Consider the following 24,281-nt stretch of genomic DNA (forward strand, 5'->3'; position numbering starts at 1 on the left):
GCAGGGGAGGAAAGGCTCACTCCCCTCCCCCGAAGCCACGGAATTGCGTCAGCCGTTGACGTCGGACTGGGTTACCGGGACGATGCGGATCTCGACGCGGCGGTTCTGCGCGCGGCCTTCTTCGGTCGTGTTCGAGGCGACCGGCTGTGATTCACCGAAACCGCGAGTCGCCAGACGTGCGGACTGAACGCCACGGCTCGTCAGATAGCTGGAAACCGACTGGGCACGGCGTTCGGAAAGGGTCTGGTTGTAGGCATCGCTGCCGGTGGAATCGGTGTGCCCGTAGACATCGATATAGGTGCTCTCATACTGAACCAGGGTCGAGGCAACGTCGTTCAGCGTGTTGCGGAATTCGGGCTTCACGGCCGAACTGTCGACATCGAAGGTCACCTGGCTGGGCATGTTGAGCAACAGGCTGTCGCCATCACGCACCACGTCAATGCCGGTGCCAGCGGTCTTCTGGCGAAGCTCGCGCTCCTGCTGATCGAGATAATAGCCGATACCCGCACCTGCGACAGCGCCAATGCCCGCACCCACGATCTTCTCGGTGCGATCACGGCGACCGCCGACGATATCGCCCAGCAGATAGCCGCCCAGCGCGCCGCCGATGCCGCCGATCGCAGACTTGCTGATGCGCTGCTGGCCGGTGTCCGGATCGGTCACGCAGGCACCGAGTGCCAGACTGGCAAGGCCTGCAAAGGCCGCGATACGGATGGTCTTGCTGTTCATCTTTTGCTCCCGCGATTCAGGTCATTGGTCGTAAGGACGTCTCGTTGCGTCTTACCCGTTATTCGGCTGAGCGGCTGAATGGTTCCCGAACCGAAATGTAACATCGTATAATTATGGGCATGGCGGGTCCCTGAAGCAGCCTGGTTGCAAGTGCGAAAGCACGTGACACCGCGCGCTCGCGCGATATAGGGTGCAAGCTTAACCCGATAAGGCCCGATGGACCCTCTTCCCCCCTTTCCCTGGCTTGATGTCGTCATCATTCTGGCGCTGATCGTGCTCAACGGCGTGTTTGCCATGTCGGAACTGGCGATCGTCTCCGCGCGCAATGCGAAGCTGGAAGCGATGGCACGCGATGGCAGCACGGGCGCCCGTACCGCGCTGAAGCTGGGTTCTGACCCTGGCAAGTTCCTCTCCACGGTCCAGATCGGCATCACCCTGATCGGCATTCTGGCCGGTGCCTATTCGGGCGCCAGCCTGGGCGAACCGGTCGGCGAGCGTCTCGCGCTGATCGGCGTACCGGCAGACATTGCCGACAGTGCGGGCTTTGCACTGGTCATCGGCGTGACCACCTATCTGTCGCTGGTCATCGGCGAACTGGTCCCCAAGCAGTTCGCGCTGCGCAAGGCCGAGGAACTTGCCGTCATCATGGCGATCCCGATGGACCTGATGGCACGCGGCGCTGCCCCGCTGGTCTGGGTGCTCGACCGGTCGAGCGCGCTGATCTTCCGCCTGCTCGGCCTGAACCGCGAATCGGAGAATATCGTCACGGCAGAAGAGTTGCAGATGATCTTTGCCGAAGCGACCAAGTCCGGCGTCATAGAGGAATCGGAGCGTGCGATCATTTCAGGCGTCGTGCGCCTGGCCGATCGCCCGGTCCGCGAGGTCATGACGCCCCGCACCGAGGTCGACTGGCTGCCCGCCGATGCGGGGCTGGACGATCTGCGCCGGATCATGGCCGAATCGCCGCACAGCCGCCTGCCCGTCGCCAATGGGTCGGTCGATGCGATCATCGGCATCGTCACCGTGCGCGACCTTCTGACCGCGATCATCGAAGGCGCACCGCTCGATCTGGCCGCACTGGCCCGCACTGCCTCGATCGTGCCGGACCGGGTCGATGCCATGGACGCACTCAAGGTGCTGCAGAAGGGCGAGGTGCCGATGGCACTGGTCCATGACGAATATGGCCATTTCGAAGGCCTGGTGACGCCGGCCGACCTCCTGCAGGCGCTGGTCGGGGATTTTGCGTCCGATCAGGGCGAAGGCGATTCGCCGATGGTGGTCGAGCGCGCCGATGGCAGCCTGCTGATCTCGGGCGCACTGCCGGCCGACAGCATGGCCGAGCGCCTGGGGATGACCCTGCCCGAAGATCGCGATTACGCGACAGCGGCAGGCCATGTGCTGCATTGCCTGCGCCACCTGCCGAAGGAGGGCGAGGTGTTCACCGATCAGGGATGGCGATTCGAAATCGTCGACATGGACAACCGCAAGGTCGACAAGCTGCTGGTCAGCCGCATCTCAGAGAGCGACTGAAGCTTTCAGGCCAGGGTTTATTGCGGAGCGCCACCAGCACCCGCGCCCGGTGCACCCACTGCGCCGATATTGCCGAACAGATCCTGGAAGAAGGTACGGTTGCGGCCCAGGGTCGGTGTCTTGTCGCTTTCAGGATCGATCTTGGCGACCTGATCCAGCCCCGTGAAATCGACCTTGGCAACATTGCCCGCCTTGTCGAACTGCACCCGCATAACCTGCTGCGCGGTCGGGCGCGGATTGGCAAAGGCGAGCTGGCGCGTATCGCGGGCGAAATAATACCATTCGCTGTCGCTGAACTGGCCGGTAAAGGTCGGGCGACCGAGCGTGCGCTCGACGGACTGGCGATTGTCCACCCCGGGCAGGATCTGGCTGGCCAGCGTCTGGTCGTAGATGAATCCCTGATGCCCGCGCAGCTGGCCGCATCCGGACAGAAGCGGCAAGGCGGTCAGCGCGACCAGCAGGGCAGCGCGGGATCGCATGGAGCGCGGCGCGCGGAAGGTCTGGGCTTTGCTGGTCATCGTCTTTCCTTGGCGGGGCATCCGCTTTTTCTGCGGCAGGCTTGTGCCCGGGCCGAACCCGAACGCATGCCTTGCAACTTGCCGTGGCCGCCTCAATATGCACTAAGCCGCTGCATCACAAGTGGCCAATGAATTGTGGCTTAACGCCGCGATTTCCCTGCAGGATAAGCAAGTCCCATGTCCGTCCTCTCCCGTCTGTTCAGCCGCAAGGATCCGCGCGAAACCGCGCGTGCCGCCTATGACCGCATCGTCGTGATGGGCCGCGACCCGTTCTGGTATATGGATGGACAGGTCGAGGACAGCGTCGATGGCCGTTTCGAGGCCGTGACCATGGTGCTGGCCGCGGTGCTGCTGCGGCTGGAACATGACGATGCAGACCCGCAAGTGCGGCAGTTTTCGGTGTTCCTGGCCGAGCTGTTCGTCGACGACATGGACGGCCAGCTGCGTCAGAACGGGGTCGGAGATCTGGTGGTCGGCAAGCATATCGGCAAGATGATGAGCGCGCTGGGCGGCCGGCTTGGCGCCTATCGCGAAGCCCTGGCCAGCGGCGACCAGAGCCGGTTGGGCGAGGCCCTGCGCCGCAATCTCTATCGCGATGCCCCGGTGACCGATGTCGCCGTGGCAGCAACGGCAGACAGGCTGGGAGCGCTTTACGCAGAGCTGCGCGCCAAGCCGGCTGCCGCGATCATGCAGGGAGCGTTCTGATGCAGGAGATGACCGAGTTCTCGCGGCCGATCGACCTGCGCGCCATCCCCCGGCATGTCGTCGAACTGAGCGCCAGTGCGACGGAGCGTTCCGCGCTCGCACGCCGGTTCGACATCGTCTCGATCGGTTCGCTCACCGCGACGGCCACTATCGAGGAGCGCGCATCGGGCGTGGAGGTCACAGGACGGATCGAGGCCGCGCTGGTGCAGGCCTGCGCGATTTCGGGCGAGGACTTTCCGGTGCGCATTGCCTCCGACTATCGCCTGCGCTTCTTGCCCGAAGCGGAATACGAGGCCGCACTGGCCGATGCGGGGGAGGAGGTCGAGCTCAGCAGCGACGATCTGGACACCATCGCCTATTCGGGCAGTACCATCGATCTGGGCGAGGCGATCGCCCAGACGCTGGCGCTGGAGATCGACCCCTATGCCGAGGGACCCGGTGCCGACGCTGCTCGCGCCGAATATGGACTGTCGACGCCGGAAGCCAGCGGCCCCTTTGCAGCGCTGCAGGCGCTGAAGGGCAAGCAGGGCTGACGCTGCAGCCGACAGCAGCAAAGCAGAATCGAAAAAGCGCCGGAAGCCCTGAGGCCCCGGCGCTTTTCTATATCCGTCCGTGCGGCAATCAGGCGGCGGGCAGAGCTGCCTGTGCCTGCTTGACCAGACCCTTGAACACTTCGCCTTCGTTCATCGCGAGATCAGCCAGGACCTTGCGGTCCAGTTCGATGCCGGCGAGCTTCAGGCCATGCATGAAGCGGCCATAGGTCAGGCCTTCCATGCGGGTTGCGGCGTTGATGCGCTGGATCCACAGAGCGCGGAAGTTGCGCTTCTTGGCCTTGCGGTCGCGATAGGCATACTGACCTGCCTTTTCGACGGCCTGACGGGCGATGCGGATGGTGTTCTTGCGACGGCCATAATAGCCCTTCGCCTGGGCGAGAATGCGCTTGTGCTTGGCGCGGGTGGTAACACCCCGTTTGATGCGTGCCATGAGTTATATCCTTGTGAAAATCGAGAGAAAGGGTCCGGCGGGATCAACCCAGGCCGTAGGGAGCCCATTTCTTGATGGTCTTGGCATCGGCGTCCGAAATGACGCTGGTGCCGCGATTCTGGCGGATATACTTGGCATTGTGGCTGATCAGCCGGTGGCGCTTGCCAGCGACGCCGTGCTTCACCTTGCCGGTGGCGGTGAGCTTGAAGCGCTTCTTGACGCCGCTCTTGGTCTTCAGCTTGGGCATTTTGGTCTCCTTTTTGGAAATCCGCATCAAGCGAACATGGCAGCCCATAACCAGCCAGCCCGCTTATTCGGAAGCGTGCGCGCCTAGCGGGATTCTGCGCCGATTGCAAGGCACAGAATCCCGCCAGGAGCTTTCGGACCGATTACAGGCGGTGCATTGCACAGACCTTGTTGCCGGCAGGATCGCGCAGATAGGCGAGGTACAGCTTCATGCCGGCGCCTTCGCGCACACCAGGCGGGTCTTCGATCGCGGTACCGCCATGCGCCAGGCCGGCCGCATGCCAGGCATCGCAGGCCTCGGCCGAGCTCGCCGCAAAACCGATGGTGCTGCCATTGCCGCAGCTCGCGGGCTTGCCGTCGATCGGCTTGGTCAGAAGGAACAGACCGCCATTGTTCATATAGATGACGCGGCCCTTGGGATCGACCATTCCGGGCTTGCCGCCCAGCGCGGCCATGGTCGCATCGTAGAACGCCTTGGACGCGTCGATATCGTCCGCGCCCAGCATGACGTGTGAAAACATGAAACTCTCCTGTGTTAGTCGGCCAGTTTTTAACCGAGTGGTTAAATCATCATGGACAAGCCGTCTGGCCCCCGTCAATATCCGCAAGCGCAAAGACAGCCATTGGCCGCCAAAGGTCAAGACAAAACGGGGCTGGACGCATGGAGAGAGGAGCGAGGCGATGAGGCTGAAAGCGGCTGTGGGAGCGGCGCTGGCGCTGCTGGCGGCATCCTGTTCGGGCGGGGGCGCGGACAAGGCTACCGACACCACAGGAATCGACGGCGCGCGGATCATCAGGGCGAGCGGCGAGGAATGGCTCAGCTATGGCCGCACCTATGACGAGCAGCGTTTCAGCCCTCTCGACCAGATCAACACCGGCAATGTCGGCGAGCTGGGCCTCGCCTGGTATGCCGATATGGATACCGCACGCGGCCAGGAAGCGACGCCGCTGGTGATCGACGGCAAGATCTACGTCACCACCGCCTGGTCCAAGGTCAAGGCCTTCGATGCCACGACCGGCAAGCCGCTCTGGGACTATGACCCCAAGGTACCCGGCGAGACCGGGGTCAAGGCGTGCTGCGACGTCGTCAACCGCGGGCTCGGCGCCTGGGGCAACATGCTGTTTCTCGGCACGCTCGACGGCCGCCTGATCGCGCTCGATCGCGGCACGGGGCGCGAAATCTGGAGCAAGGTCACGGTCGATCAGGACAAGGCCTATACCATCACCGGTGCGCCACGCGTGATCGATGGCATGGTGATCATCGGCAATGGCGGCGCGGAGTTCGGCGTGCGCGGCTTTGTCGCCGCCTATGATGCCGCGACCGGCAAGCAGCTGTGGAAATTCTACACCGTGCCCGATCGCCCCGGCGCGAACGAGGCCGAATATCTGAAGGCCGCCGAGACCAGCTGGAAGGGCGAATACTGGAATATCGGCGGCGGCGGCACCGTGTGGGACGCGATGGCCTATGATCCCGAACTCGGCCTGCTCTATGTCGGCGTCGGCAACGGATCGCCCTGGAACCAGGCCTATCGCAGCCCCGGCGGCGGCGACAACCTGTACCTGTCCTCGATCGTCGCGATCCGGGTGAAGACCGGCGAATATGCCTGGCATTACCAGACCACGCCAGGCGAGACCTGGGACTATACCGCCACGCAGCACATCATGCTCGCCGATCTCGACATCGGCGGCAAGACGCGCAAGGTGCTGATGCAGGCGCCGAAGAACGGCTTTTTCTACGTCATCGACCGGACGAACGGCGAGTTCATCTCTGCCAACAATTTCGTGCCGGTCAACTGGGCCACCGGCATCGACCCCAAGACCGGACGTCCGATCGAGAACCCGGCTGCCCGCGTCGACAGGACAGGCCAGCCCTTCATCGTCTCGCCAGGGCCCCTTGGGGCGCACAACTGGCACCCGATGGCCTATGACGCGAAACAGAAGCTCGTCTTCATCCCGGCGCAGGTCACCAGCTACCCCTATATTCCGGCTGCGGGCTGGAAGCCGTCAAAGCTGGGCTTCAATGTCGGCATGGACACCGCCAGCAACGCGATGCCTGCCGACAACGCGGTGCGCGAAGCGGCGAAAAAGGCGACCAAGGGCGTATTGATCGCCTGGGACCCGGTGGCGCAGAAGGAACGCTGGCGCGTGACACTGGGCGGTCCGTGGAATGGCGGCGTGCTCGCCACCGCTGGCGGACTGGTGTTCCAGGGCAATGCGATGGGCAATCTGGTGGCCTATGATTCGGCCAGCGGCAAGAACCTGTGGAGCTTCGAGGCACAGACCGGCGTGGTCGCAGCGCCGATGACCTACAGCATCGACGGCCAGCAATATGTCGCGGTGCTCGCGGGATGGGGCGGCGCATGGGCAATCACGGCGGGCGTGCTCAGCGACATGTCGGGCCCGGTGCGCAACATCTCGCGGCTGCTGGTGTTCAGGCTGGGCGGCAAGGCCAAGCTGCCCGCCATGCCCGCTGCGGATGACCTGCCGCTCGATCCGCCGGGTCTGACGGCAGCGGCAAACGTGGTCCAGGGCGGGGCGCAGCTCTATGGCCGCTACTGCACCGTATGCCATGGCGACGCGGCGATACAGGCTTCCGGCCGGGGCGGCATCATCCCCGATCTGCGCTATTCTGGTACGCTCGCCAGTGCGGAGAACTGGAAGATGATCGTCCATGATGGTGCGCTCAAGGACAATGGCATGGTCAGCTTTGCCTCGGTGATGAGCGCAGCCGAGGCCGACAGCATCCGCCAGTATGTCATTGCCCGGGCAAACGAGGACAAGGCGCTGGCGGCGAAGAAGGTGGCGATGAGGTGATGGGGCGGTGGCGGAACCGCCGCCATTCCGGTCAGGCGCGGCGCGCGACCTGATCCTCGCCTGGCAATTGCATTGGCGCAGGGCGGCCGAACAGATAGCCCTGCGCCTCGTCGCAGCCTTCGTCGACGAGCAACTGCAGCTGGTCCATCGTCTCGACGCCTTCTGCCAGCACGGGGATGCCGAGCGATCTGCCGAGTGCCAGCACGGCGCGGATGATCGCATGAGCCTGCGGGCTTTCCCCCGACTGTAGCAGGAACGACTTGTCGATCTTGATCTTGTCGAACGGGAAGGAATGCAGCGTGTCGAGCGACGAATAGCCGGTGCCGAAATCGTCCATCGCGACGCTGACCCCGAGCGCCTTGATCCGGCGCAGGCTGTGCAGCGCACGGGTCTTTTCGCTGATCAGCGCGGTTTCGGTAATCTCCAGCTCCAGCCGTCGCGGAGCCAGACCCGTCTCGAGCAGGATCGACGCAACCATTTCCGGAAGATCGGGCTGCAGCAGCTGTACAGGCGACAGGTTGACCGCAACCTTGTCCTGGCTGGGCCAGCTCGCCGCCTCCGCACAGGCCGCGCGCAGCACCCATTCGCCGATCTTGATGATCTCGCCGGTCTGCTCGGCGATCGGGATGAACTCCATCGGCGAGACCTGCCCCAGCCGCGGATGCCGCCAGCGCAGCAGCGCCTCATAGCCGCTCAGCTGGTTGGTCCGCAGTGACCGCTGCGGTTGATAGAGCAGATGGAATTCGTCCCGCGCCAGCGCATGGCGAAGCTCGTTGGCGATCTGGCGGCGGTGACGCGCCTCCTCGTCCATTCCGGCCTGATAATAGCAGATCGTCTCGCCCGGACTCGCCTTGGCACGATACATGGCAAGGTCGGCGTTGTTGAGCAGGCCTTCACGCCGCTGGGCATCGCCCGGATAGGTGGCAATGCCGAAACTTGCCCCGACAACGGCCCCCTCGCCGTCGCTGACCGCCAGTGAATGGCTGATCCGTTCGACAAAGGACTCGAGCTCTGCCGGGTCGGAAAAATGCTTGGCCACGGCAAATTCGTCGCCGCCGACGCGTGCAGCAATCTCGCCGCGCTCGAGCACCTGCATCAAGCCGGTGCCGATCTGCTCGAGCACGCGGTCGCCTGCCGCATGGCCATGGGTGTCGTTGATTTCCTTGAACCGGTCGAGATCGATCGCAATCACCGCAACCTGGCGCCGCTGCGCCGCTGCGCGCACGATTTCGCTGTCGAGCCAGCGGTTGAGGCTGACACGATTGGGCAGGCCCGTCAGCCCGTCATGCAGCGCCATATGCACGATCTGCTCTTCCGACCGCCGCCGCGCCGTGATGTCCTCGATCGTCGTGACCCAGCCGCCATCGGCCATGGGTCTGCTCGACATGGCGACGACAAGCTCGTCGTCGAGTTCGAGCACGAAAGGCGGGAGGCTTGCATCGTGCAGCGAGTCTTCCAGCCGGGTCCAGACCCGGGCCAGCTGCGATTCGGCTGCGGCCTCGCCGATGCGCGACGCCATCGCCTGGCGCAACAGGTCCATCGCTCCGGTGCCGGGGGCGCAATCGTCCTCCGGCAGGGACCACATTTCGGCAAAGCGCTGATTCGCCAGCACCAGCCTGCCCTTCGCATCGAACAGGCACAGCCCCTGATGCATGTGGTTCAGCGCCGCATCACGATGGCGACGGGCCTCGGCAATCTGGTCCTGGTCCTGCTTGAGCCGCGTCATGTCGCGGGTGATCTTGGCAAAGCCGAGAATGCGGCCCTGTTCGTCGCAGAATCGCTCGATGCTGACATGCGCCCAGAAACGGGTGCCATCCTTGCGGACACGCCAGCCTTCGCCGGTAAACTTGCCGGTTTCGCGCGCCGTCGCCAGCGACTGATCGGGGATGCCTGCCGCGCATTCCTCGGGCAGATAGAAGCCGCACAGCGACTGGCCGACGATCTCGTCGGGCGTATAGCCCTTCAGCCGCTGGGCGCCTGCATTCCAGTTGGCCACCCGCCCTTCGGCGTCGAGCATGTAGATGGCGCAGTCCGAAATGCCCTTGATCAACGCACCGAACTGCATCTCGCTCGCCCGAATGGCGGCGCGCGTACGCTGGGCGATGATGATGCCTGCCAGACACAGGGTCAGCAGACAGGCCGAGGCAAGGCTGATCAGTACCGACATGGTGGTCGGCGACAGCAGCGTCTGGGATCCCTCGATCCGCGAGGGAATGAGGTCGATCGCCGTCATGCCCGAGAAATGCAACCCGACAATCGCAGCGGTCATGACCAGCGCGGCCGATACGCCAGAGGCAAGGCTGTTTCGAAAGCGGGCGAGCGCAAGCGCGGGATAGAGCGGCACGACGGCCAGCACGATCGACAGCGCCAGATAGCCCACATTCCAGCGGATCAGCGCCGGCATTTCGAGCGCCGCCATGCCGACATAATGCATCGCCGCAAAGCCCGACCCGGCCAGCACGCTGGCGACGATCAGCGCGCGCGCACCCTGTCCGCGCGTCGCGATCAGCAGCGCCGCGATCGTCGTGGCCAGCACCACCAGCAGCGAGCCGACGGTCCGGGCAACCTCATAGCCGACGATGATCCCCGGGTCATAGCCGAGCATCGCGACGAAATGCGTCGCCCAGATGCCGAAACCGGTGGCAAAGCCCCCCGACACGGTCCAGCCCAGCCGCGCGCGGGCCGAAGCAGAACGCGACTGGCGGATCATCAGCACTGCCGTGACGGTCGACAGCAGGCAGATCGCCGCGGCCAGCAGGACGAAGCGGATATCGTGGTCGTCGCGAATGCAGAAGAGAATATCGAACAAGGGGCCAGCTCCGGGGAAAAAGCTGACCTGCCATAAGATGAAACGGGTTAATTAATTCTCGCAGCCAAATCAATTCGTTGGCCGACGGGCTGTGTCCGATTGTAAAACCTGCCGCACGGGATTGCGGGGGACCTGGTGGAGCCGAGGGGAATCGAACCCCTGACCTCGTCATTGCGAACGACGCGCTCTCCCAACTGAGCTACGGCCCCACATTGCGGTGACGCGAGGCTATAATCGCTCGCCTCGCGCCTATCCAGAGGAAAATTCGGTCGCCTGGGGCGCCCTCAGTCGCCGCTGCTGGGAAGAACGGTGGGCAGGACCGGGGGATTGTTGCTGGTCGGAGCCGCGTTGCCGGGCGCCGTGCCCAGGGCCGGCTGAACGGTCGGGCTGGTGCCCGCCTGCGCAGCCTGGGCCGCCCGCATTTCCGGGCTGCCATACAGCGCAATCCATTTCTGAAGATCGCTCTGATAGCTCTCGTAGGAAGCGTAGAACCGGTCGAACACCCCTTCGAGCGTCGGCAGCGCGCGGACCGAGAACGTCACGAGATCCTTGGACGGGAGTGCAACGGCTTCCTGGCCGAGGACCAGTGCCGCATCGCAGAAATCGCCCTTGACCGGCGGGAACGCGAAGAAATTGTAGACCTGGGTGTTTTCGGTATCGCGGATGCGGGCATAGCCGGTGCCATAACGCTTGCGATATTTCTCCTCGACGACCTTGTTGACTCGGTCGAGCTCGCGCTTGTGGGTCTTGAGGAACTGGTTGTAGTCGTCCGCAATGCGATAGTGCTGCGGGTTCTGGCAATTGAGCGCGGCGACATTGAACGCAGCGCGGAAATACCACAGCTTCTCGTTGTCATCGATGTCGCGCATCGGCGTGTCGCGCAGGCCATCGGCGCGCAGCATCGGGATGGCCATGGCCGAAACGGCATTGGATGGCGGGCTCGGCATGCGCGGCGGAGCGACGGGAACGGGCGGCGGCGGCGGCGCCACGGCGATCGGAGCGGGCTTGGCCCCGCCACAGGCTGCGATCAGCGTTGTAAGGCCAACCGTCGCGGCCAGAGTGATTGCACGGCTAAGGGCCATACGCGCCATGTTCAGTGTCTCCCGGTGCCGCGCGCCGGGCCTGTGCCGTTCCGCGCGCGCTCTCATGGGCATGGTTTATGCCCGGCAGCGGGCGATCTCAACACCAAAACGGTGAACCGTTAAAGCTCTGCCATGGCGATACACCCTGCAGCCGGGACGAACCGAGTCCTGCAGGCGATCAACCGAGTGAGCCATCTGAGGAGACAAGAAAAGCCCGGCGGAGCATCTCCGCCGGGCTGTCAGGGTTCCAGTGCTTTTCCGGACAGATCAGTCGCGACTGCCCATGATGCTCAGCAGCGCCTGGAACATGTTGATGAAATCGAGATAGAGGTTGAGCGCCCCCATGATCACGACCTTGCCCATCATGTCGCTGCCTGCGATCTGGAAATACAGGCTCTTGAGCTTCTGCGTGTCATAGGCGGTGAGGCCCGCGAAGATCAGGACGGCGGCATAGCTGATGACCAGGCCCATGACCGACGACTTCAGGAAGATATTGAGCAGGCTGGCCACGATCAGGCCGACCACACCCATGATCAGGAAGCTGCCCCAGCCGGTCAGGTCCTTCTTGGTGGTGTAGCCGAACAGGCTCAGGCCCGCGAACGCAGCTGCGGTCGAGAAGAAGGCCAGCGCGATGCTCTCACCGGTATAGACCAGGAAGATTGTCGACATGCTGAGGCCCATCAGCGTGGCGAAACCCCAGAACATGCCCTGCAGCGCAGGGGTGGAGAAGCGGTTCATGCCGAAGCTCATCGCGAACACGATCACGAGCGGCGCAAAGATGATGACATATTTCAGGATGCCCGGGCCGAACATGATATCGGCGGCCATGCCCGACTGGGCGAACAGCAGCGCAACGATACCAGTCAACAGGATACCGCTGGTCATGTAATTGTAGATGGACAGCATGTACTTGCGCAGGCCTTCGTCACGGGCCGCACTGACATTGCCGGGCGCATTGATCGAACCGGCGCGCATGCGCTCCGCCGTACGAGGATCAAAACGGTCAGCCATCGAAAAAGTCTCCTTTGCCCGGCATTGTTGCCGGATAGCCACAATATCGCCCTTTGACGGGGAATTTTCAAGCGAAACCGGTTTTCAGTTCATCGCCCTTTGCTAGGATACAATTCTTACCATGCGATTGTTCCCCGGGAGAGAGCAAGTCTGAGACTGTTTCTGGCCCTTGTTCCGCCCGCGCCCGTTCGCGAGCGCCTGATCGACCGGATGCAGGGGCTGGCATCGGCGCGCTGGCAGGACGAAGCGCAGCTGCATCTGACCTTGCGCTTCATCGGCGAGACCGACCGCCATGGCACAGAAGCGCTGCTGCTGTCTCTGGGGTCGGAGCGCCTCGCCCCGATCACGGCGCGGCTCGAAGGGTTCGGCTGGTTCGACCGCAAGGACCGGGTCGATCAGCTCTGGGCGGGCCTTGCCCCGCGCGATCCACTGGCGGCGCTGCATGCCAGGCTGGACCGGCTGTGCGTGCGCGCCGGATTCGAGCCCGAGAGCCGCAAGTTCGTGCCGCATGTCACGCTGGCCCGGTTCGCGCGCAGCACCGCACCCGACCCGGCCGCGATCGCCCAATGGATGGCCGCACAACCGGTGCTTGCCAGCGAGTTGTTCACCATGGACGAGCTGTTGCTGATGCAGAGCCATATGGGCCGCGCGGGCAGCGTCTACGAGCCGGTCGCCTCGTTCCGGATGCGCAGCTGACGCTTCAGGGCTGGAAGGCCGCGACGATATCGGCGGTGACTCGCGCGGGCCGACCCGTCGCCTTGTCGAGCATCGCCCAGGTCGAGACGGCGGTGACGATGTCGCGCCCGCTCGCATCGGCAAAGGCTGCGTGGCGGGCAAAACGCGCGCCCTTGGGTGTGCCTGGAACCCAGGTGCGTCCGATCGCGGTCTCACCGAGCCCGATATTGCCGCGATAATCGATCTCGTGCCGCACGATCACCCAGAAATAAGCGGCCACATGCGCGGGGTCGGCGGCCGCATTCCAGTGTGCGACCGACAGCTCCTGCAGCCACTGCACCCAGACGGCATTGTTGACATGGCCGAGTTCGTCAATGTGCTGGGGCTGGGCGGTGAAGGGGAGAGAGAAGGTGGTCATTGCATCTCTGTAGAAGCTCGCTGCACCGAAATGAAGGAAAGAGATAGCCAGCAGTCCAAGATCGCACACGCAAAATGAGTATGAATATCCTCTAGCCAAAACCGATTTTCTGCGCCACGATCTCGCCAATTTCAGAAAGGTCGCCGCCCAATCAGGTTATGCTCTTTTGCAAGACTGCATAAGCGCGTGAATAATCGTTTTTGCCAGTTTTTATGGCCAAACAGGGGGTTACCATGAAAGCGAGCCTTTTTGCCTTATTGAGCCTAGTTGCATTCACAGCTTCCGCCGACCCGCTATCTGCCAGAGAAATTCCCACATTTGCCTTCAAGCCTGATTCGTATGTCCGCCTTCGCGTCGTCGTTGAAGCTGAATCCCAGATCGACGAGAATGTCTTCGACACGAAATTCTGTCCGGATAAATTCGCCTTCGAGATGAATCTGGCCGATTTGCTTGCAGGAGACCGGACGGCATCTCTAATTGTGAGAGTAACTGCTCCGAACCAAGCTAGCACCCCAGTCGAACTCAACATATTCGATATCAATCGAAAAAACGGCGGGATTTTCTCGGGCCCGAGTTGCAAGCTGGGGATAAACCAGATCGACTATAAAACGCCTTTGCATTTGGGTGCGCAGTATAGAGACATGACAATGCAAGTGGGGCTGAAGCTGGCTGACGCGAAAGGTTCAGCTCAACTCTTTGCCGATGGCCTGAGCGGGTTCCTCACCATTGCCAATGCCATTGCCCCGCTTCCAGCACCTCTGTTGCGCGCAGAAAATGGGCTCGTTACCAGGGTGACGGAAGGTCTGGCCCGGAAAACGGACGTGAGTGAAGCCGTGGACCTCAATATCGGTTCCAAGGGGAAGCATTCCAAGACCTGGACCCTGTCCAGCAGCGTTCGGCCGGGAATGCCCAAGCTGACTATTCATGCCTATCTGGAAAATGTGGGCAGCTTCTTCACCATGCCTGGCGACAAATGGGATCCTGCGCTGCTGCTGCTAACCAACCTTCCTTCCAATGAAATCATCAAAGCAAAGGACTTTGCCACCTTTCTGCCAAGTCTGGGCAGCGATTATTCCCAGTTTGTCGCTGCAGCCAGCATAGGTGCCTTTGATGCTGAGTGCGACGATCTGCGGCAGCGAATTTCCGATCTCGGATTTTCGCCGATGGACCGTTCACTGCTCCTATGGGCGGTGGCCTGGAACCGGACGGCGATGCGCGATAACAAGGATATCGACCAAACCCTCTGCATGAAAACGACCTTCGCAGAGCTTGCTCTGTTCGATGCGACCAAATCGATTGTCGCGCGCAAGCCCGATCCAGTGCCACCGGTCATGCTGCCCGCAACAGAGGCACAGATGCGGTTGGCCATAGAAGCCAACGAACGATTGGCGACTTTCATGCTGACGCCAGAATCTCTGGTGAACGAGACCATGGCAGAAGACCTTTTTGCCTTCCCCCTAGAAATAGAGGACAGGGTGCAGTCGTCGATCCTCCTTAACCCCAACATCCAGCTCAATAATGCTGCACAGTGGCAGACCCGCAGAGTGAATCGCGATCGGGCAATTGCTAGCCGGGTAGGTTGTTATCTTTTCCTTCCCAACTCCAGCGGCGGGCCATCGCGCATGGCATTTATTGCCCTGCTCAATACCGATACGGGCCAGCGGGAAACGCTTGTCGAGCTCTTCTTTTCATCCACGCCAGTCCCGACCGATAGAGCCTTGGTCAATCGGATGGTTTTGGTCAATGAGGCGGGCGCAACCGCTGAGCTGGCGCTGATGAAAACAAAGTTTGCCAGAGGCTGTGGCCTCAGCGGCTGGCGGCCAGCCCTGCTGGACTGACCGCCCGACTGCTTCTTCAATCCGCGTTGGTATCGCTTTCCTTCTTGGCCGATCCGCGCGCCTTTTTGGGCTTGCCTGCCTTGGGCGGTGCGGGGACGATCTCGAAGGCCATGGCGCCATCCTTCATATGGACGTTGACCTCGCCGCCCTGGACCAGCTTCCCGAACAGCAGTTCCTCCGCCAGCGGCTGCTTGATCTTCTCCTGGATGAGCCGCGCCATCGGGCGGGCACCATAGAGCCGATCGTAACCGCGCTCGCACAGCCAGTCGCGCGCTTCCTGGTCGAGCCGAATGTGCACGTTCTGGTCGGCCAGCTGCAGTTCGAGCTGGAGGATGAACTTGTCGACCACGCGGGCGACGACTTCGGTGCCGAGATAGCCGAACGGCACGATGGCATCGAGACGGTTGCGGAATTCAGGCGTGAACATCTTCTTCACCGCCTCGTCCGACGCGTCCTCACGGCTGACATCGCCAAAGCCAATGCCCTCGCGCGCCATGTCCGCCGCGCCCGCATTGGTCGTCATGATGAGGACTACATTGCGGAAATCGACGGTCTTGCCGTGGTGGTCGGTCAGCTTGCCATTATCCATCACCTGCAACAGGATGTTGAACAGGTCGGGATGCGCCTTCTCGATCTCGTCGAGCAGCAGCACGCAATGCGGCTGCTGATCGATCGCATCGGTGAGCAGGCCGCCCTGATCATAGCCGACATAGCCCGGAGGCGCGCCGATCAGCCGGCTGACCGAATGGCGTTCCATATATTCGGACATGTCGAACCGCTGGAGCGGAATGCCCATGATATTGGCGAGCTGCCGCGCAACCTCGGTCTTGCCGACGCCGGTGGGGCCGGAGAACAGATAGTTGCCGATCGGCTTGTCCGGATCGCGCAGGCCCGCGCGGCTCAGCTTGATCGCGCTCGACAGCACCTCGATCGCCTTGTTCTGGCCGAACACGACGCGCTTCAGGTCGCGCTCGAGATGTTCGAGCACCTTCTTGTCGTCCTTCGACACCGACTTGGGCGGGATGCGCGCCATCGTCGCGATCACGCTCTCGATCTCGCGCGCGGTGATGATCTTGCGCCGCTTGGCGGGCGGCACCAGCATCTGCATTGCGCCGACCTCGTCGATCACGTCGATCGCCTTGTCGGGCAGTTTGCGATCGTTGATATAGCGTGCCGACAGCTCGACTGCGGTCTTGATCGCATCGGGCGTGTACTTGACCTTGTGATGGTCCTCGAACGCGGTGCGCAGACCCTTCAGGATCTTGATCGTGTCCTCGATGGTCGGCTCGTTCACGTCGATCTTCTGGAACCGGCGCAGCAATGCGCGGTCCTTCTCGAAATGGTTGCGGAACTCCTTGTAGGTGGTCGAACCGATGCAGCGGATGGTGCCGCCCGACAGCGCGGGCTTGAGCAGGTTCGACGCATCCATTGCGCCACCACTGGTCGCACCGGCGCCGATCACGGTGTGGATCTCGTCGATGAACAGCACCGCATGCGGCATCTTCTCGAGTTCCGAGACGACCTGCTTCAGCCGCTCCTCGAAATCGCCGCGATAGCGCGTGCCGGCGAGCAGGGCGCCCATGTCGAGCGAATAGATCACCGCCTTCTGCAGCACTTCGGGCACATCGCCCTCGACGATCTTGCGCGCCAGACCTTCGGCAATCGCGGTCTTGCCGACGCCTGGATCACCCACATAGAGCGGATTGTTCTTCGAACGGCGGCACAGGATCTGGATGGTGCGATCGACTTCGGGACCGCGGCCGATCAGCGGATCGATCTTGCCGGCCTGGGCACGCGCGTTCAGGTTGACCGTGAACTGGTCGAGCGCACTGTCCTTCTTCTGCTTGGCGGCAGCATCCTGCTTTTCTTCCTGCGGCTCTTCCGCTCCGCGCACGGCGCGCTGTTCGGTCGGCTGGCCGCCCTTGCCGATCCCGTGGCTGATATAGCTGACGGCATCGAGACGGCTCATGTCCTGCTGCTGAAGGAAATAGACGGCATAGCTCTCACGCTCGGAGAACAGCGCGACCAGCACATTGGCACCGGTCACGACATCCTTGCCCGAGGACTGGACGTGAAGGATCGCGCGCTGGACGACGCGCTGAAAACCCGATGTGGGCGCAGGATCGGTTTTCTCGGCGACCTTCAGCGAATCCAGTTCGTTATCGAGATAATGGGTGACGGCATCGCCCAGTTCGCCCAGGTCCACGCCGCAGGCCTGCATCACCTGCGCGGCATCGGCATCGTCGATGAGTGCGAGCAGCAGATGTTCAAGCGTTGCATATTCATGACGCCGGTCGGCGGCATTGTGCAGCGCCTGGTGCAGCGTCTTTTCAAGCGATTCGGCAAAGGACGGCATGTTGCGATACTCCGCAGCGGGCGAGATGCCCGCCTTTCATTCAATTCGCCCGGGGAAAAAGAGCCGGGCCTCTCCATTGCAAGCGCCTCATTGCCATTGCCCCATTTTCACTCCGGGGCGCTCGACACTGGACAATATAGGCACGTGATTTTGCAAATCCAGCAGGCTCGAAGCCTCTCGTCGCGAATAATGTCTGCAAAAGCCGTGCCAGATGATCGACACATAAACCGGACGGTTGTCGCCGCACAGGCTGGAAGCCCGGGGGCGAAGGTCAACTCTTGCGAAACAGCGCCTCTGCACTCAGCCGATGCTGCGCGGCAAAGGCCTTGCGCGCCTCGCAACGCGCGATTTCGGCGCGACACAGGGCAATGCGGGCATCCAGCTCGTCCAGCGAATAGGCATCAATATCTTCATTGCCCAGTTTCTGGGCAGCGTCAGCGCGCGATCGCGCAAGGCTTTCATCGGGCTCCATGGGACTTATTGTTGACCCCGGTGCCTTAGCTGTCAATATGGGCAGCGTTATAGGCTGGTGGGGCAGCCCGACAACAGGGGGAGCACCAGGTCATGTCGACCCTGGCAATGCCAAAAGTAATTCCTGCCACCATGCAGGCTGTTGATTATGCCGAGGCTGGCGGCCCCGAAGTACTGGTCGCTGCCGAGACACAAGTCCCTCAGCCCGGCCCCGGCGAGCTATTGATCCGGGTAGCGGCCGCTGGCGTGAACCGGCCCGACGTCATCCAGCGCCAGGGCTTCTATCCGCCGCCGCCCGGCGCGCCGCATATTCCGGGGCTCGAGATCGCCGGAACCGTGGTCGCGGCAGGCCCCGATACCGAAGATGCGCTGCTCGGCCAGCCGGTCTGTGCGCTGGTGGCTGGCGGCGGCTATGCAGAATTCTGCGTTGCCCGCGCCGACCATTGCCTCGTCGTACCCTCGGGAATCTCGATGGCCGAGGCGGCCGCACTGCCCGAAACGCTGTTCACCGTGTGGCACAACCTGTTCCAGCGCGCCTATGCGCGCGATGGCGAGACGGTGCTGGTGCATGGCGGCACCAGCGGCATCGGTACGATGGCGATCATGCTGGGCAAGCTGTTCGACCTCAAGGTCATCGTCACCTGCGGCAGCGACGACAAATGCGCAGCGGCGCTGAAAATCGGCGCGGCACATGCCATCAACTACAAGACCCATGATTTCGTGGAGGAGGTTCAGCGCCTGACCGACGGCAAGGGTGTCGAGATCGTGCTCGACATGGTGGGCGGCAGCTATTTGCCGCGCAACATGGCCTGCCTGGCCGATGATGGCCGCAATGTCACGATTGCGGTGCAGGGCGGCATGAAGGCGGAGATTTCGGTGCTGGAGATCATGCGCCGCCGCCTGACGCTGACCGGATCGACGCTGCGCCCGCGCTCCAACGCGTTCAAGGCGCTGCTCGCCGACGAGATCGCGCGCGAGGTCTGGCCGCTGGTCGCGACCGGAGAACTCAGCCCGATCATCCACAGCCGCTATCCGCTGCATGAGGCGGCCAAGGCGCACGCACAGATGGAATCTGGCGATCTGATCGGCAAGATCGTGCTGGAGATCGGCGAATAGTCCGCCGACTGTCATCAACCCGTCATCGCTATACGATTCGAGTTGTCACATTAAACCGCCATTGGCGTGGTCCCGAGGATGCAACATCCGCAAGGGAGTAAGCGCCGCCATGGCCCTCGACGACTTCAACGACCCCATTGGCAGCCTGCTGGCGAGCGTGGCCGAAACCGGCGGGTTCACCGCAGACGATTTCGCCAATGTCACCGGCTTCCCGGGCGGACAGCCTTACATTCCCGAACCTCCCGCCGAGGCACGGCGCCGCTATCGCACCGTCTGGATTTCCGACGTGCATCTGGGCACGCGCGGCTGCAACGCGCAGATGCTCATCGACTTTCTCGACCATGTCGACAGCGACACCATGTATCTGGTCGGCGACATTATCGACGGCTGGCGGCTGAAGAAGAAGTTCTACTGGCCGGCAGCGCACAACGACATCGTCTGGCGCATCTTGAAGCGCGCCAAGCGGGGGACGCGGATCGTCTATATCCCCGGCAATCACGACGAGATGTTCCGCCAGTTCAGCGGGCTCAATTTCGGCGGGGTCGAGATCCGTCGCGCGGCCTTTCACGAAACCGCAGACGGCCGTCGGCTCATGGTGCTCCATGGCGACGAGTTCGACACGATCATGCTTGCGCACCGCTGGCTCGCGTTCGTCGGAGACACGCTCTACCACCTGCTGATGAGCATGAATATCGGCGTCAACTGGGTGCGCCAGCGCTTCGGCCTGTCCTATTGGTCGCTGTCCAAGATGGCCAAGCACAAGGTCAAAAACGCGGTCGAGTTCATCTCGCGCTTCGAGGAACTGGTTGCGCGCGCCGCCGCCGAACGCGGGGTCGACGGCGTGGTGTGCGGGCATATCCATACGGCCGAAATCCGCGAGATCGGCGGGGTCGAATATTATAATGACGGCGACTGGGTCGAAGGCTGCACCGCGCTGGTCGAGCATTTCGACGGGCGGATGGAGGTGCTGCACTGGGCCGAGATCATGAAGGCGCGCCAGGCGGCAGAGGCCGATGCGCGGGCCCGGCAGGAACACGAACCGGTAGCGGCCTGACGCACGTCCGGCGCAATGGGGAGAACGCGATGCCTGCGCACATGAAGATCGCCATCATAACCGATGCCTGGGCACCGCAGGTCAATGGCGTGGTCCGCACACTGACCGCCGTGACCGATCGGCTGCGCGCCCTGGGGCATGAACTGCTGGTGATCTCGCCCGATCAATATGCCTCGATCCCCTGCCCGTCCTATCCCGAAATCCGGCTGGCGCTGACGACGCGCCATGGCGTCGGCGCGCGGCTGACCGACTTTGCGCCCGATGCAGTGCATATCGCGACCGAAGGACCGCTGGGCATTGCCGCGCGGCGCTTCTGCCTCGATCACGGCTATCCCTTCACCACCGCCTATCACACCCAGTTTCCCGATTATCTGGCGCGGCGTACCGGGCTTCCCGCCGCGATGTTCTGGCCCTTCATCCGCTGGTTCCACGGCCCCGCCCAGGCCATACTGGTATCGACCGAAACCGTGCGGCAGCAGCTGCGCGTCCAGGGCTTGACGCACGTGACGCATTGGGGGCGCGGGGTCGATCTCGATTGCTTCAGCCCCTCTGCAGCAGCGCCTGAACTCTATGCCGGCCTGCCGCGCCCGATCCAGCTTTATGTCGGTCGCGTGGCGGTCGAGAAGAATATCGAGGCCTTTCTGTCGAGCGGCCATCCCGGATCCAGGGTGGTGGTCGGCGATGGTCCTGCCCGCGAAGCGCTGGCCCGGGCTCACCCGGACGCGCATTTCGTCGGCGCGCAATCGGGCGCGGCGCTGGCAGGCTATTATGCCGGCGCCGATGTGTTCGTCTTCCCCAGCCGCACCGACACCTTCGGCCTGGTGATGATCGAGGCCATGGCTTGCGGCACCCCGGTCGCCGCCTATCCGGTTTCCGGACCACTCGATGTGCTGACGGCCAGGGCGGGCGCGATGGACGACGATCTGGACAGCGCGATTGCCGCTGCGCTGCGCCTCGACCGCGCCGATTGCCTGGCAGCCGGTCGCAGCTTCACCTGGGAGGCGAGCACCAGGCAGTTCCTGCAGGCGCTCGTGCCGATCTCCAGCCGACTGGCGCTTGCCGCCTGAAAGGCTTGGCAAATCTGCCCGAAGTCGACTATGTAAAACGCGGGTCGCCCTGGACATCCATATTAGAATGCAGGGGTGATATGCAGTCAGGCAGCTTTTTCAGGATCATCCTTCCATGCGCGCTCGCGCTGGCTGGGGTGACATTCGCAGGCCATCAGGCGCTTGATGCGGCCGACCATTTCGATCCACCCGCGCGCACAGGATCGGACACCAATACGGTCGGGTTCGACGTCGCAGCCGACATCGCCGATCTCTATGCCTTTCATGATGCCGACAACGTCTATCTTTCGATCGGCTTTGGCGGGCCTTCGGCAACCAGCCTTCCCGGCTTTTACGATCCCGACGTCCTTTACATGATCAATGTGTCCAATGCCGGGTCTCGAACCGATGTCGAGTTTCCGATCGAAATCCGCTTCGGGCGCGACGGCGTCAATCCCGGCATCGAGGTCCGCAACCTGCCCGGGGCGGGCCTGGTGCGCGGACCGGTCGAACGCAACCTGACCACGCCCAACGGCATCACCGTGCGCGCGGGCGTGTTCGACGATCCTTTCAACTTCGATCCGCAAGGCCTGCGAGACTCGCGCGCGACGGGCAATCTGTCGTTCAACAATGCGCGCAACCGCTTTGCCAATCTGAATACCACGTTCGTCGTCATCGCGATCCCGCGACGGCTGCTCGATCAGGGCCAGCCGCTCGACATCTGGTCGACCTCGGCCCGGATCAGGAGCTGATATCATGACCGTGCACCGCACTCCGCTCGCACTGGCCAGCGCGCTCGCCCTGTCCGCCATGGTTTCCGCCTGTGGCAGCAACGAGCCGCAGACCAACACGATCGTCATTCCGCCGGTCGCTGTCGCGCCTGCGCCCACGCCGACGCCGCCACCGCCGACGAGTTTCAATGTCAGCCCCTGCCTCAACCAGACCGTGGTGCCGGGTCGGACCGTCGCCAATCTGGTCGTCCCCGATCTCCTGCGTCTCGATCTCAGCCAGCCCGCCGGATTTCCCAATGGCCGCCGCTTCCAGGATCCGGTGGTCGATGTGACGCTGGCGGTCATCTTCCTCGATCTGGCAAGACATCCGGCAACCACCTTTGCAGCGCTGCCGGTCAATCCGGCAACGTTCGACCAGCCGCTGCTCAGCACTTTCCCGTTTCTGGCACCCCCGCTCGGCAGTCCGCCAACCTCGGGCGGCGCTGGCAGCAATTTCACCTTCCGCAGCGATCTGCCCTCTGCATACACGCGGGTCGATCGTGCCGGCATGCCTGCCGTGGCCACCGCGCTCGTGTCCGGCAACCCGTTCAAGAACGAATATAATGATGACACCCCGGCGGTCGATGCGACCGGCAAATGGGTGCCCGAGCTCACCAGCACGTTGACGATCCTGACCAACGCGCTGGCCGATGACCTGACCCGGCTGGGCCTGACGCCCTGCGCACGGCCGAGCTGATGGCATCCGCTAGTGCGGCCGAGCGCGGCCTGGCGGCGCGGCTGGCCCCCTGGAAATGGTGGATCATGGCGCTGGCCGTGCTGGCCGGCGTGTGGGCGCTCGATGTCTGGAACAACGCCAGGCCGCTGCCCGAGGCGATCGACTGGCAGCCCTCGCCTTTCTCGGGCAGCGGGCCACCACTGAGCTATGCCGAGGCGATCCGGCGGAGCGACATCGCGATTGCCAACGCCAGAGCCGCTGCAGAGGCCGGCGGCGATCAGTGGCTGATGCATGAAATTCATGCCAGCGAGCTGATGGCGCGCGCCCAGTTGACGGGCGATTACCGCGACTATGCCGCTGCAGAAGCGGCGCTTGACCAGGCATTCGCGGTTGCGGTCAGGGGCAGCGGCCCGCATCTGATGCGCGCAGCGCTCGATTTCAGCATGCACCGCCTGGCCGCGGCCGAAGCGCAGCTGGCTGCAACCGATGGCTATGCCGTTCCGCCCGATCCGGGCGACCGCGCCGAGATCGCGGCGATGCGCGGCGACATCGCCTTCTATCGCGGCGACTATGACAAGGCTTGGGCGCTTTATGACACGGCAGACCGGCTGGTGCCCGGCTCGGCTCATTTCCGCCGGGCGATCTTTGCCGCGCGCACCGGCAAGGTCGATCTGGCCGATGCCTATCTGGCCGAGGCAGAGAAAGGCTATCGCTCACCCACGCCGCAGACCCGCTCGTACATGCAGCTCCAGCGCGGCATTCTCGACCTCGACCGGGGTCGGCTCGACGATGCCATGGTGCATTTCCGCGAGGCTGACCGGCTGTTCCCCGGCCGCTGGCTGATCGAGGAGCATATCGCCGAGGTGCTGACGCTGCAGGGCAGGACGGGTCAGGCGGAGAAGCTCTATCGCGATATCGTCAAACGCACCGGCCATCCCGAGTTCATCGACGCACTCGCCGCGATCGTCGAGGCGCGCGGCGACAAGGCCGAAGCGCGACGGCTCTACGCCCGCTCGTCGAAAATCTGGGCCGAACGGCTGAAGCTGTTCCCGGAGGCGACCTATGGTCATGCGATCGACCATTGCATGGCGCGGCGCGACTGGGCCTGCGCGCTCAGGCTTGCTGAGGCCAACCATCAGGCGCGCCCCTATGGCGAAGCGAAGATCAAGCTGGCCGCCGCGCTGCTCGCGAACAGACGGATCGATGAGGCACGCGCCCTGATCGACACCGTCCTCGCCTCCCGCTGGCGCACCCATGATCTGTTCACGACCGCCGCCCAAATCTACGCCGCAAGCGGACTGAGCCGCCAGGCGGAGCGCTATCGTAGCATCGCCAGAAGCATGAACCCGATCGCTTGAATCGCCGCGAATCCCCAAGACGCTTGCTCAAGCGCCAAGTTTCGCATATGCCAGTGCGCATATTCGGCCACTCCG

23 protein-coding genes and 1 tRNA gene are annotated in these 24,281 nt (G+C 63.2%); 12 read left to right on the forward strand and 12 right to left on the reverse strand.

Annotated features, from left to right (window positions below; all coding sequences use genetic code 11):
* Positions 1-48: 48 nt before the first annotated feature.
* Positions 49-729, reverse strand: coding sequence for a YiaD family glycine zipper/OmpA-like lipoprotein (locus C7451_RS14365; protein ID WP_110299660.1), 681 nt, complete (start codon positions 727-729; stop codon positions 49-51).
* Between the two features lie 216 nt (positions 730-945).
* Between C7451_RS14365 and C7451_RS14370 the strand changes: the two genes are divergently transcribed.
* A complete protein-coding gene (locus C7451_RS14370) occupies positions 946-2,259 on the forward strand; it encodes a hemolysin family protein (RefSeq protein ID WP_110299661.1) in 1,314 nt (437 codons plus the stop codon).
* A 17-nt stretch (positions 2,260-2,276) separates the two neighbouring features.
* Here C7451_RS14370 and C7451_RS14375 read toward each other — a convergent pair whose 3' ends face one another.
* Positions 2,277-2,777, reverse strand: coding sequence for an outer membrane protein assembly factor BamE (locus tag C7451_RS14375; RefSeq protein WP_244181912.1), 501 nt, complete (start codon positions 2,775-2,777; stop codon positions 2,277-2,279).
* Between the two features lie 177 nt (positions 2,778-2,954).
* Between C7451_RS14375 and C7451_RS14380 the strand changes: the two genes are divergently transcribed.
* Both C7451_RS14380 and C7451_RS14385 read left to right on the forward strand, forming a co-directional pair.
* Complete coding sequence (locus C7451_RS14380) at positions 2,955-3,482, forward strand: ubiquinol-cytochrome C chaperone family protein (protein WP_110299663.1); 528 nt, start codon at positions 2,955-2,957, stop codon at positions 3,480-3,482.
* A complete protein-coding gene (locus C7451_RS14385) occupies positions 3,482-4,015 on the forward strand; it encodes a YceD family protein (RefSeq protein WP_244181913.1) in 534 nt (177 codons plus the stop codon). The genes C7451_RS14380 and C7451_RS14385 overlap by 1 nt, the downstream gene beginning before the upstream one ends.
* 88 nt (positions 4,016-4,103) lie before the next feature.
* Here the strand turns inward: C7451_RS14385 and rplT are convergent, their stop codons facing one another.
* The 3 genes from rplT to C7451_RS14400 all read right to left on the reverse strand — a co-directional run bounded on the left by rplT (position 4,104) and on the right by C7451_RS14400 (position 5,233).
* Positions 4,104-4,466, reverse strand: a complete 363-nt coding sequence (rplT, locus tag C7451_RS14390; RefSeq protein ID WP_023837523.1) for a 50S ribosomal protein L20 — start codon at positions 4,464-4,466, stop codon at positions 4,104-4,106.
* Between the two features lie 43 nt (positions 4,467-4,509).
* Complete coding sequence (gene rpmI, locus C7451_RS14395) at positions 4,510-4,713, reverse strand: 50S ribosomal protein L35 (RefSeq protein ID WP_023837522.1); 204 nt, start codon at positions 4,711-4,713, stop codon at positions 4,510-4,512.
* Positions 4,714-4,855: 142 nt separating this feature from the next.
* Positions 4,856-5,233, reverse strand: coding sequence for a VOC family protein (locus C7451_RS14400; RefSeq protein WP_110299664.1), 378 nt, complete (start codon positions 5,231-5,233; stop codon positions 4,856-4,858).
* Positions 5,234-5,393: 160 nt separating this feature from the next.
* Here C7451_RS14400 and C7451_RS14405 point away from each other — a divergent pair, with 160 nt between their 5' ends.
* Positions 5,394-7,526: a PQQ-dependent dehydrogenase, methanol/ethanol family gene (locus tag C7451_RS14405; protein WP_167398562.1), complete on the forward strand. Its 2,133-nt coding sequence runs from the start codon at positions 5,394-5,396 to the stop codon at positions 7,524-7,526.
* Positions 7,527-7,557: 31 nt separating this feature from the next.
* Here C7451_RS14405 and C7451_RS14410 read toward each other — a convergent pair whose 3' ends face one another.
* The 4 genes from C7451_RS14410 to C7451_RS14425 all read right to left on the reverse strand — a co-directional run bounded on the left by C7451_RS14410 (position 7,558) and on the right by C7451_RS14425 (position 12,428).
* Positions 7,558-10,335: a bifunctional diguanylate cyclase/phosphodiesterase gene (locus tag C7451_RS14410; RefSeq protein ID WP_110299665.1), complete on the reverse strand. Its 2,778-nt coding sequence runs from the start codon at positions 10,333-10,335 to the stop codon at positions 7,558-7,560.
* A gap of 133 nt (positions 10,336-10,468) precedes the next feature.
* Positions 10,469-10,544, reverse strand: a tRNA-Ala gene (locus C7451_RS14415).
* 75 nt (positions 10,545-10,619) lie between these two features.
* Positions 10,620-11,426 (reverse strand): hypothetical protein, encoded by an 807-nt coding sequence (locus C7451_RS14420; RefSeq protein WP_146215377.1) that lies wholly within the window; start codon positions 11,424-11,426, stop codon positions 10,620-10,622.
* Positions 11,427-11,684: 258 nt separating this feature from the next.
* Positions 11,685-12,428 (reverse strand): Bax inhibitor-1/YccA family protein, encoded by a 744-nt coding sequence (locus C7451_RS14425; RefSeq protein WP_110299667.1) that lies wholly within the window; start codon positions 12,426-12,428, stop codon positions 11,685-11,687.
* A gap of 99 nt (positions 12,429-12,527) precedes the next feature.
* On the opposite strand from C7451_RS14425, the gene thpR reads away from it, so the two are divergent.
* Positions 12,528-13,124 carry an RNA 2',3'-cyclic phosphodiesterase gene (thpR, locus tag C7451_RS14430; protein ID WP_279629501.1) on the forward strand — a complete coding sequence of 199 codons (597 nt, stop codon included), beginning with the start codon at positions 12,528-12,530 and terminating at the stop codon, positions 13,122-13,124.
* A 4-nt stretch (positions 13,125-13,128) separates the two neighbouring features.
* On the opposite strand, the gene C7451_RS14435 is transcribed toward thpR, so the two are convergent.
* Positions 13,129-13,521 (reverse strand): acyl-CoA thioesterase, encoded by a 393-nt coding sequence (locus C7451_RS14435; protein WP_110299668.1) that lies wholly within the window; start codon positions 13,519-13,521, stop codon positions 13,129-13,131.
* A gap of 233 nt (positions 13,522-13,754) precedes the next feature.
* Between C7451_RS14435 and C7451_RS14440 the strand changes: the two genes are divergently transcribed.
* On the forward strand, positions 13,755-15,359 hold the full coding sequence (locus C7451_RS14440; protein ID WP_146215378.1) for a hypothetical protein: 1,605 nt from the start codon (positions 13,755-13,757) through the stop codon (positions 15,357-15,359).
* A gap of 16 nt (positions 15,360-15,375) precedes the next feature.
* Here the strand turns inward: C7451_RS14440 and clpA are convergent, their stop codons facing one another.
* Both clpA and C7451_RS14450 read right to left on the reverse strand, forming a co-directional pair.
* Positions 15,376-17,715 (reverse strand): ATP-dependent Clp protease ATP-binding subunit ClpA, encoded by a 2,340-nt coding sequence (clpA, locus tag C7451_RS14445; protein ID WP_110299670.1) that lies wholly within the window; start codon positions 17,713-17,715, stop codon positions 15,376-15,378.
* A gap of 271 nt (positions 17,716-17,986) precedes the next feature.
* Entirely contained in the window at positions 17,987-18,187 is a 201-nt protein-coding gene (locus tag C7451_RS14450; protein WP_110299671.1) for a DUF1192 family protein, read from the reverse strand.
* Positions 18,188-18,279: 92 nt separating this feature from the next.
* Here C7451_RS14450 and C7451_RS14455 point away from each other — a divergent pair, with 92 nt between their 5' ends.
* The 6 genes from C7451_RS14455 to C7451_RS14480 all read left to right on the forward strand — a co-directional run bounded on the left by C7451_RS14455 (position 18,280) and on the right by C7451_RS14480 (position 24,206).
* Positions 18,280-19,302, forward strand: coding sequence for an NAD(P)H-quinone oxidoreductase (locus tag C7451_RS14455; protein WP_110299672.1), 1,023 nt, complete (start codon positions 18,280-18,282; stop codon positions 19,300-19,302).
* 109 nt (positions 19,303-19,411) lie between these two features.
* Positions 19,412-20,356, forward strand: coding sequence for a UDP-2,3-diacylglucosamine diphosphatase (locus tag C7451_RS14460; RefSeq protein ID WP_110299673.1), 945 nt, complete (start codon positions 19,412-19,414; stop codon positions 20,354-20,356).
* 41 nt (positions 20,357-20,397) lie between these two features.
* Positions 20,398-21,423, forward strand: coding sequence for a glycosyltransferase family 4 protein (locus C7451_RS14465; protein WP_110299674.1), 1,026 nt, complete (start codon positions 20,398-20,400; stop codon positions 21,421-21,423).
* Between the two features lie 80 nt (positions 21,424-21,503).
* Entirely contained in the window at positions 21,504-22,154 is a 651-nt protein-coding gene (locus C7451_RS14470) for a hypothetical protein (RefSeq protein ID WP_110299675.1), read from the forward strand.
* Between the two features lie 4 nt (positions 22,155-22,158).
* On the forward strand, positions 22,159-22,869 hold the full coding sequence (locus tag C7451_RS14475) for a DUF4331 family protein (protein ID WP_110299676.1): 711 nt from the start codon (positions 22,159-22,161) through the stop codon (positions 22,867-22,869).
* Positions 22,869-24,206 (forward strand): tetratricopeptide repeat protein, encoded by a 1,338-nt coding sequence (locus tag C7451_RS14480; protein ID WP_244181915.1) that lies wholly within the window; start codon positions 22,869-22,871, stop codon positions 24,204-24,206. Before C7451_RS14475 ends, C7451_RS14480 begins: the two co-directional genes overlap by 1 nt.
* Positions 24,207-24,281: the final 75 nt, after the last annotated feature.

The sequence above is a fragment of the Blastomonas natatoria genome (assembly GCF_003201955.1).
Lineage (GTDB): Bacteria > Pseudomonadota > Alphaproteobacteria > Sphingomonadales > Sphingomonadaceae > Blastomonas > Blastomonas natatoria.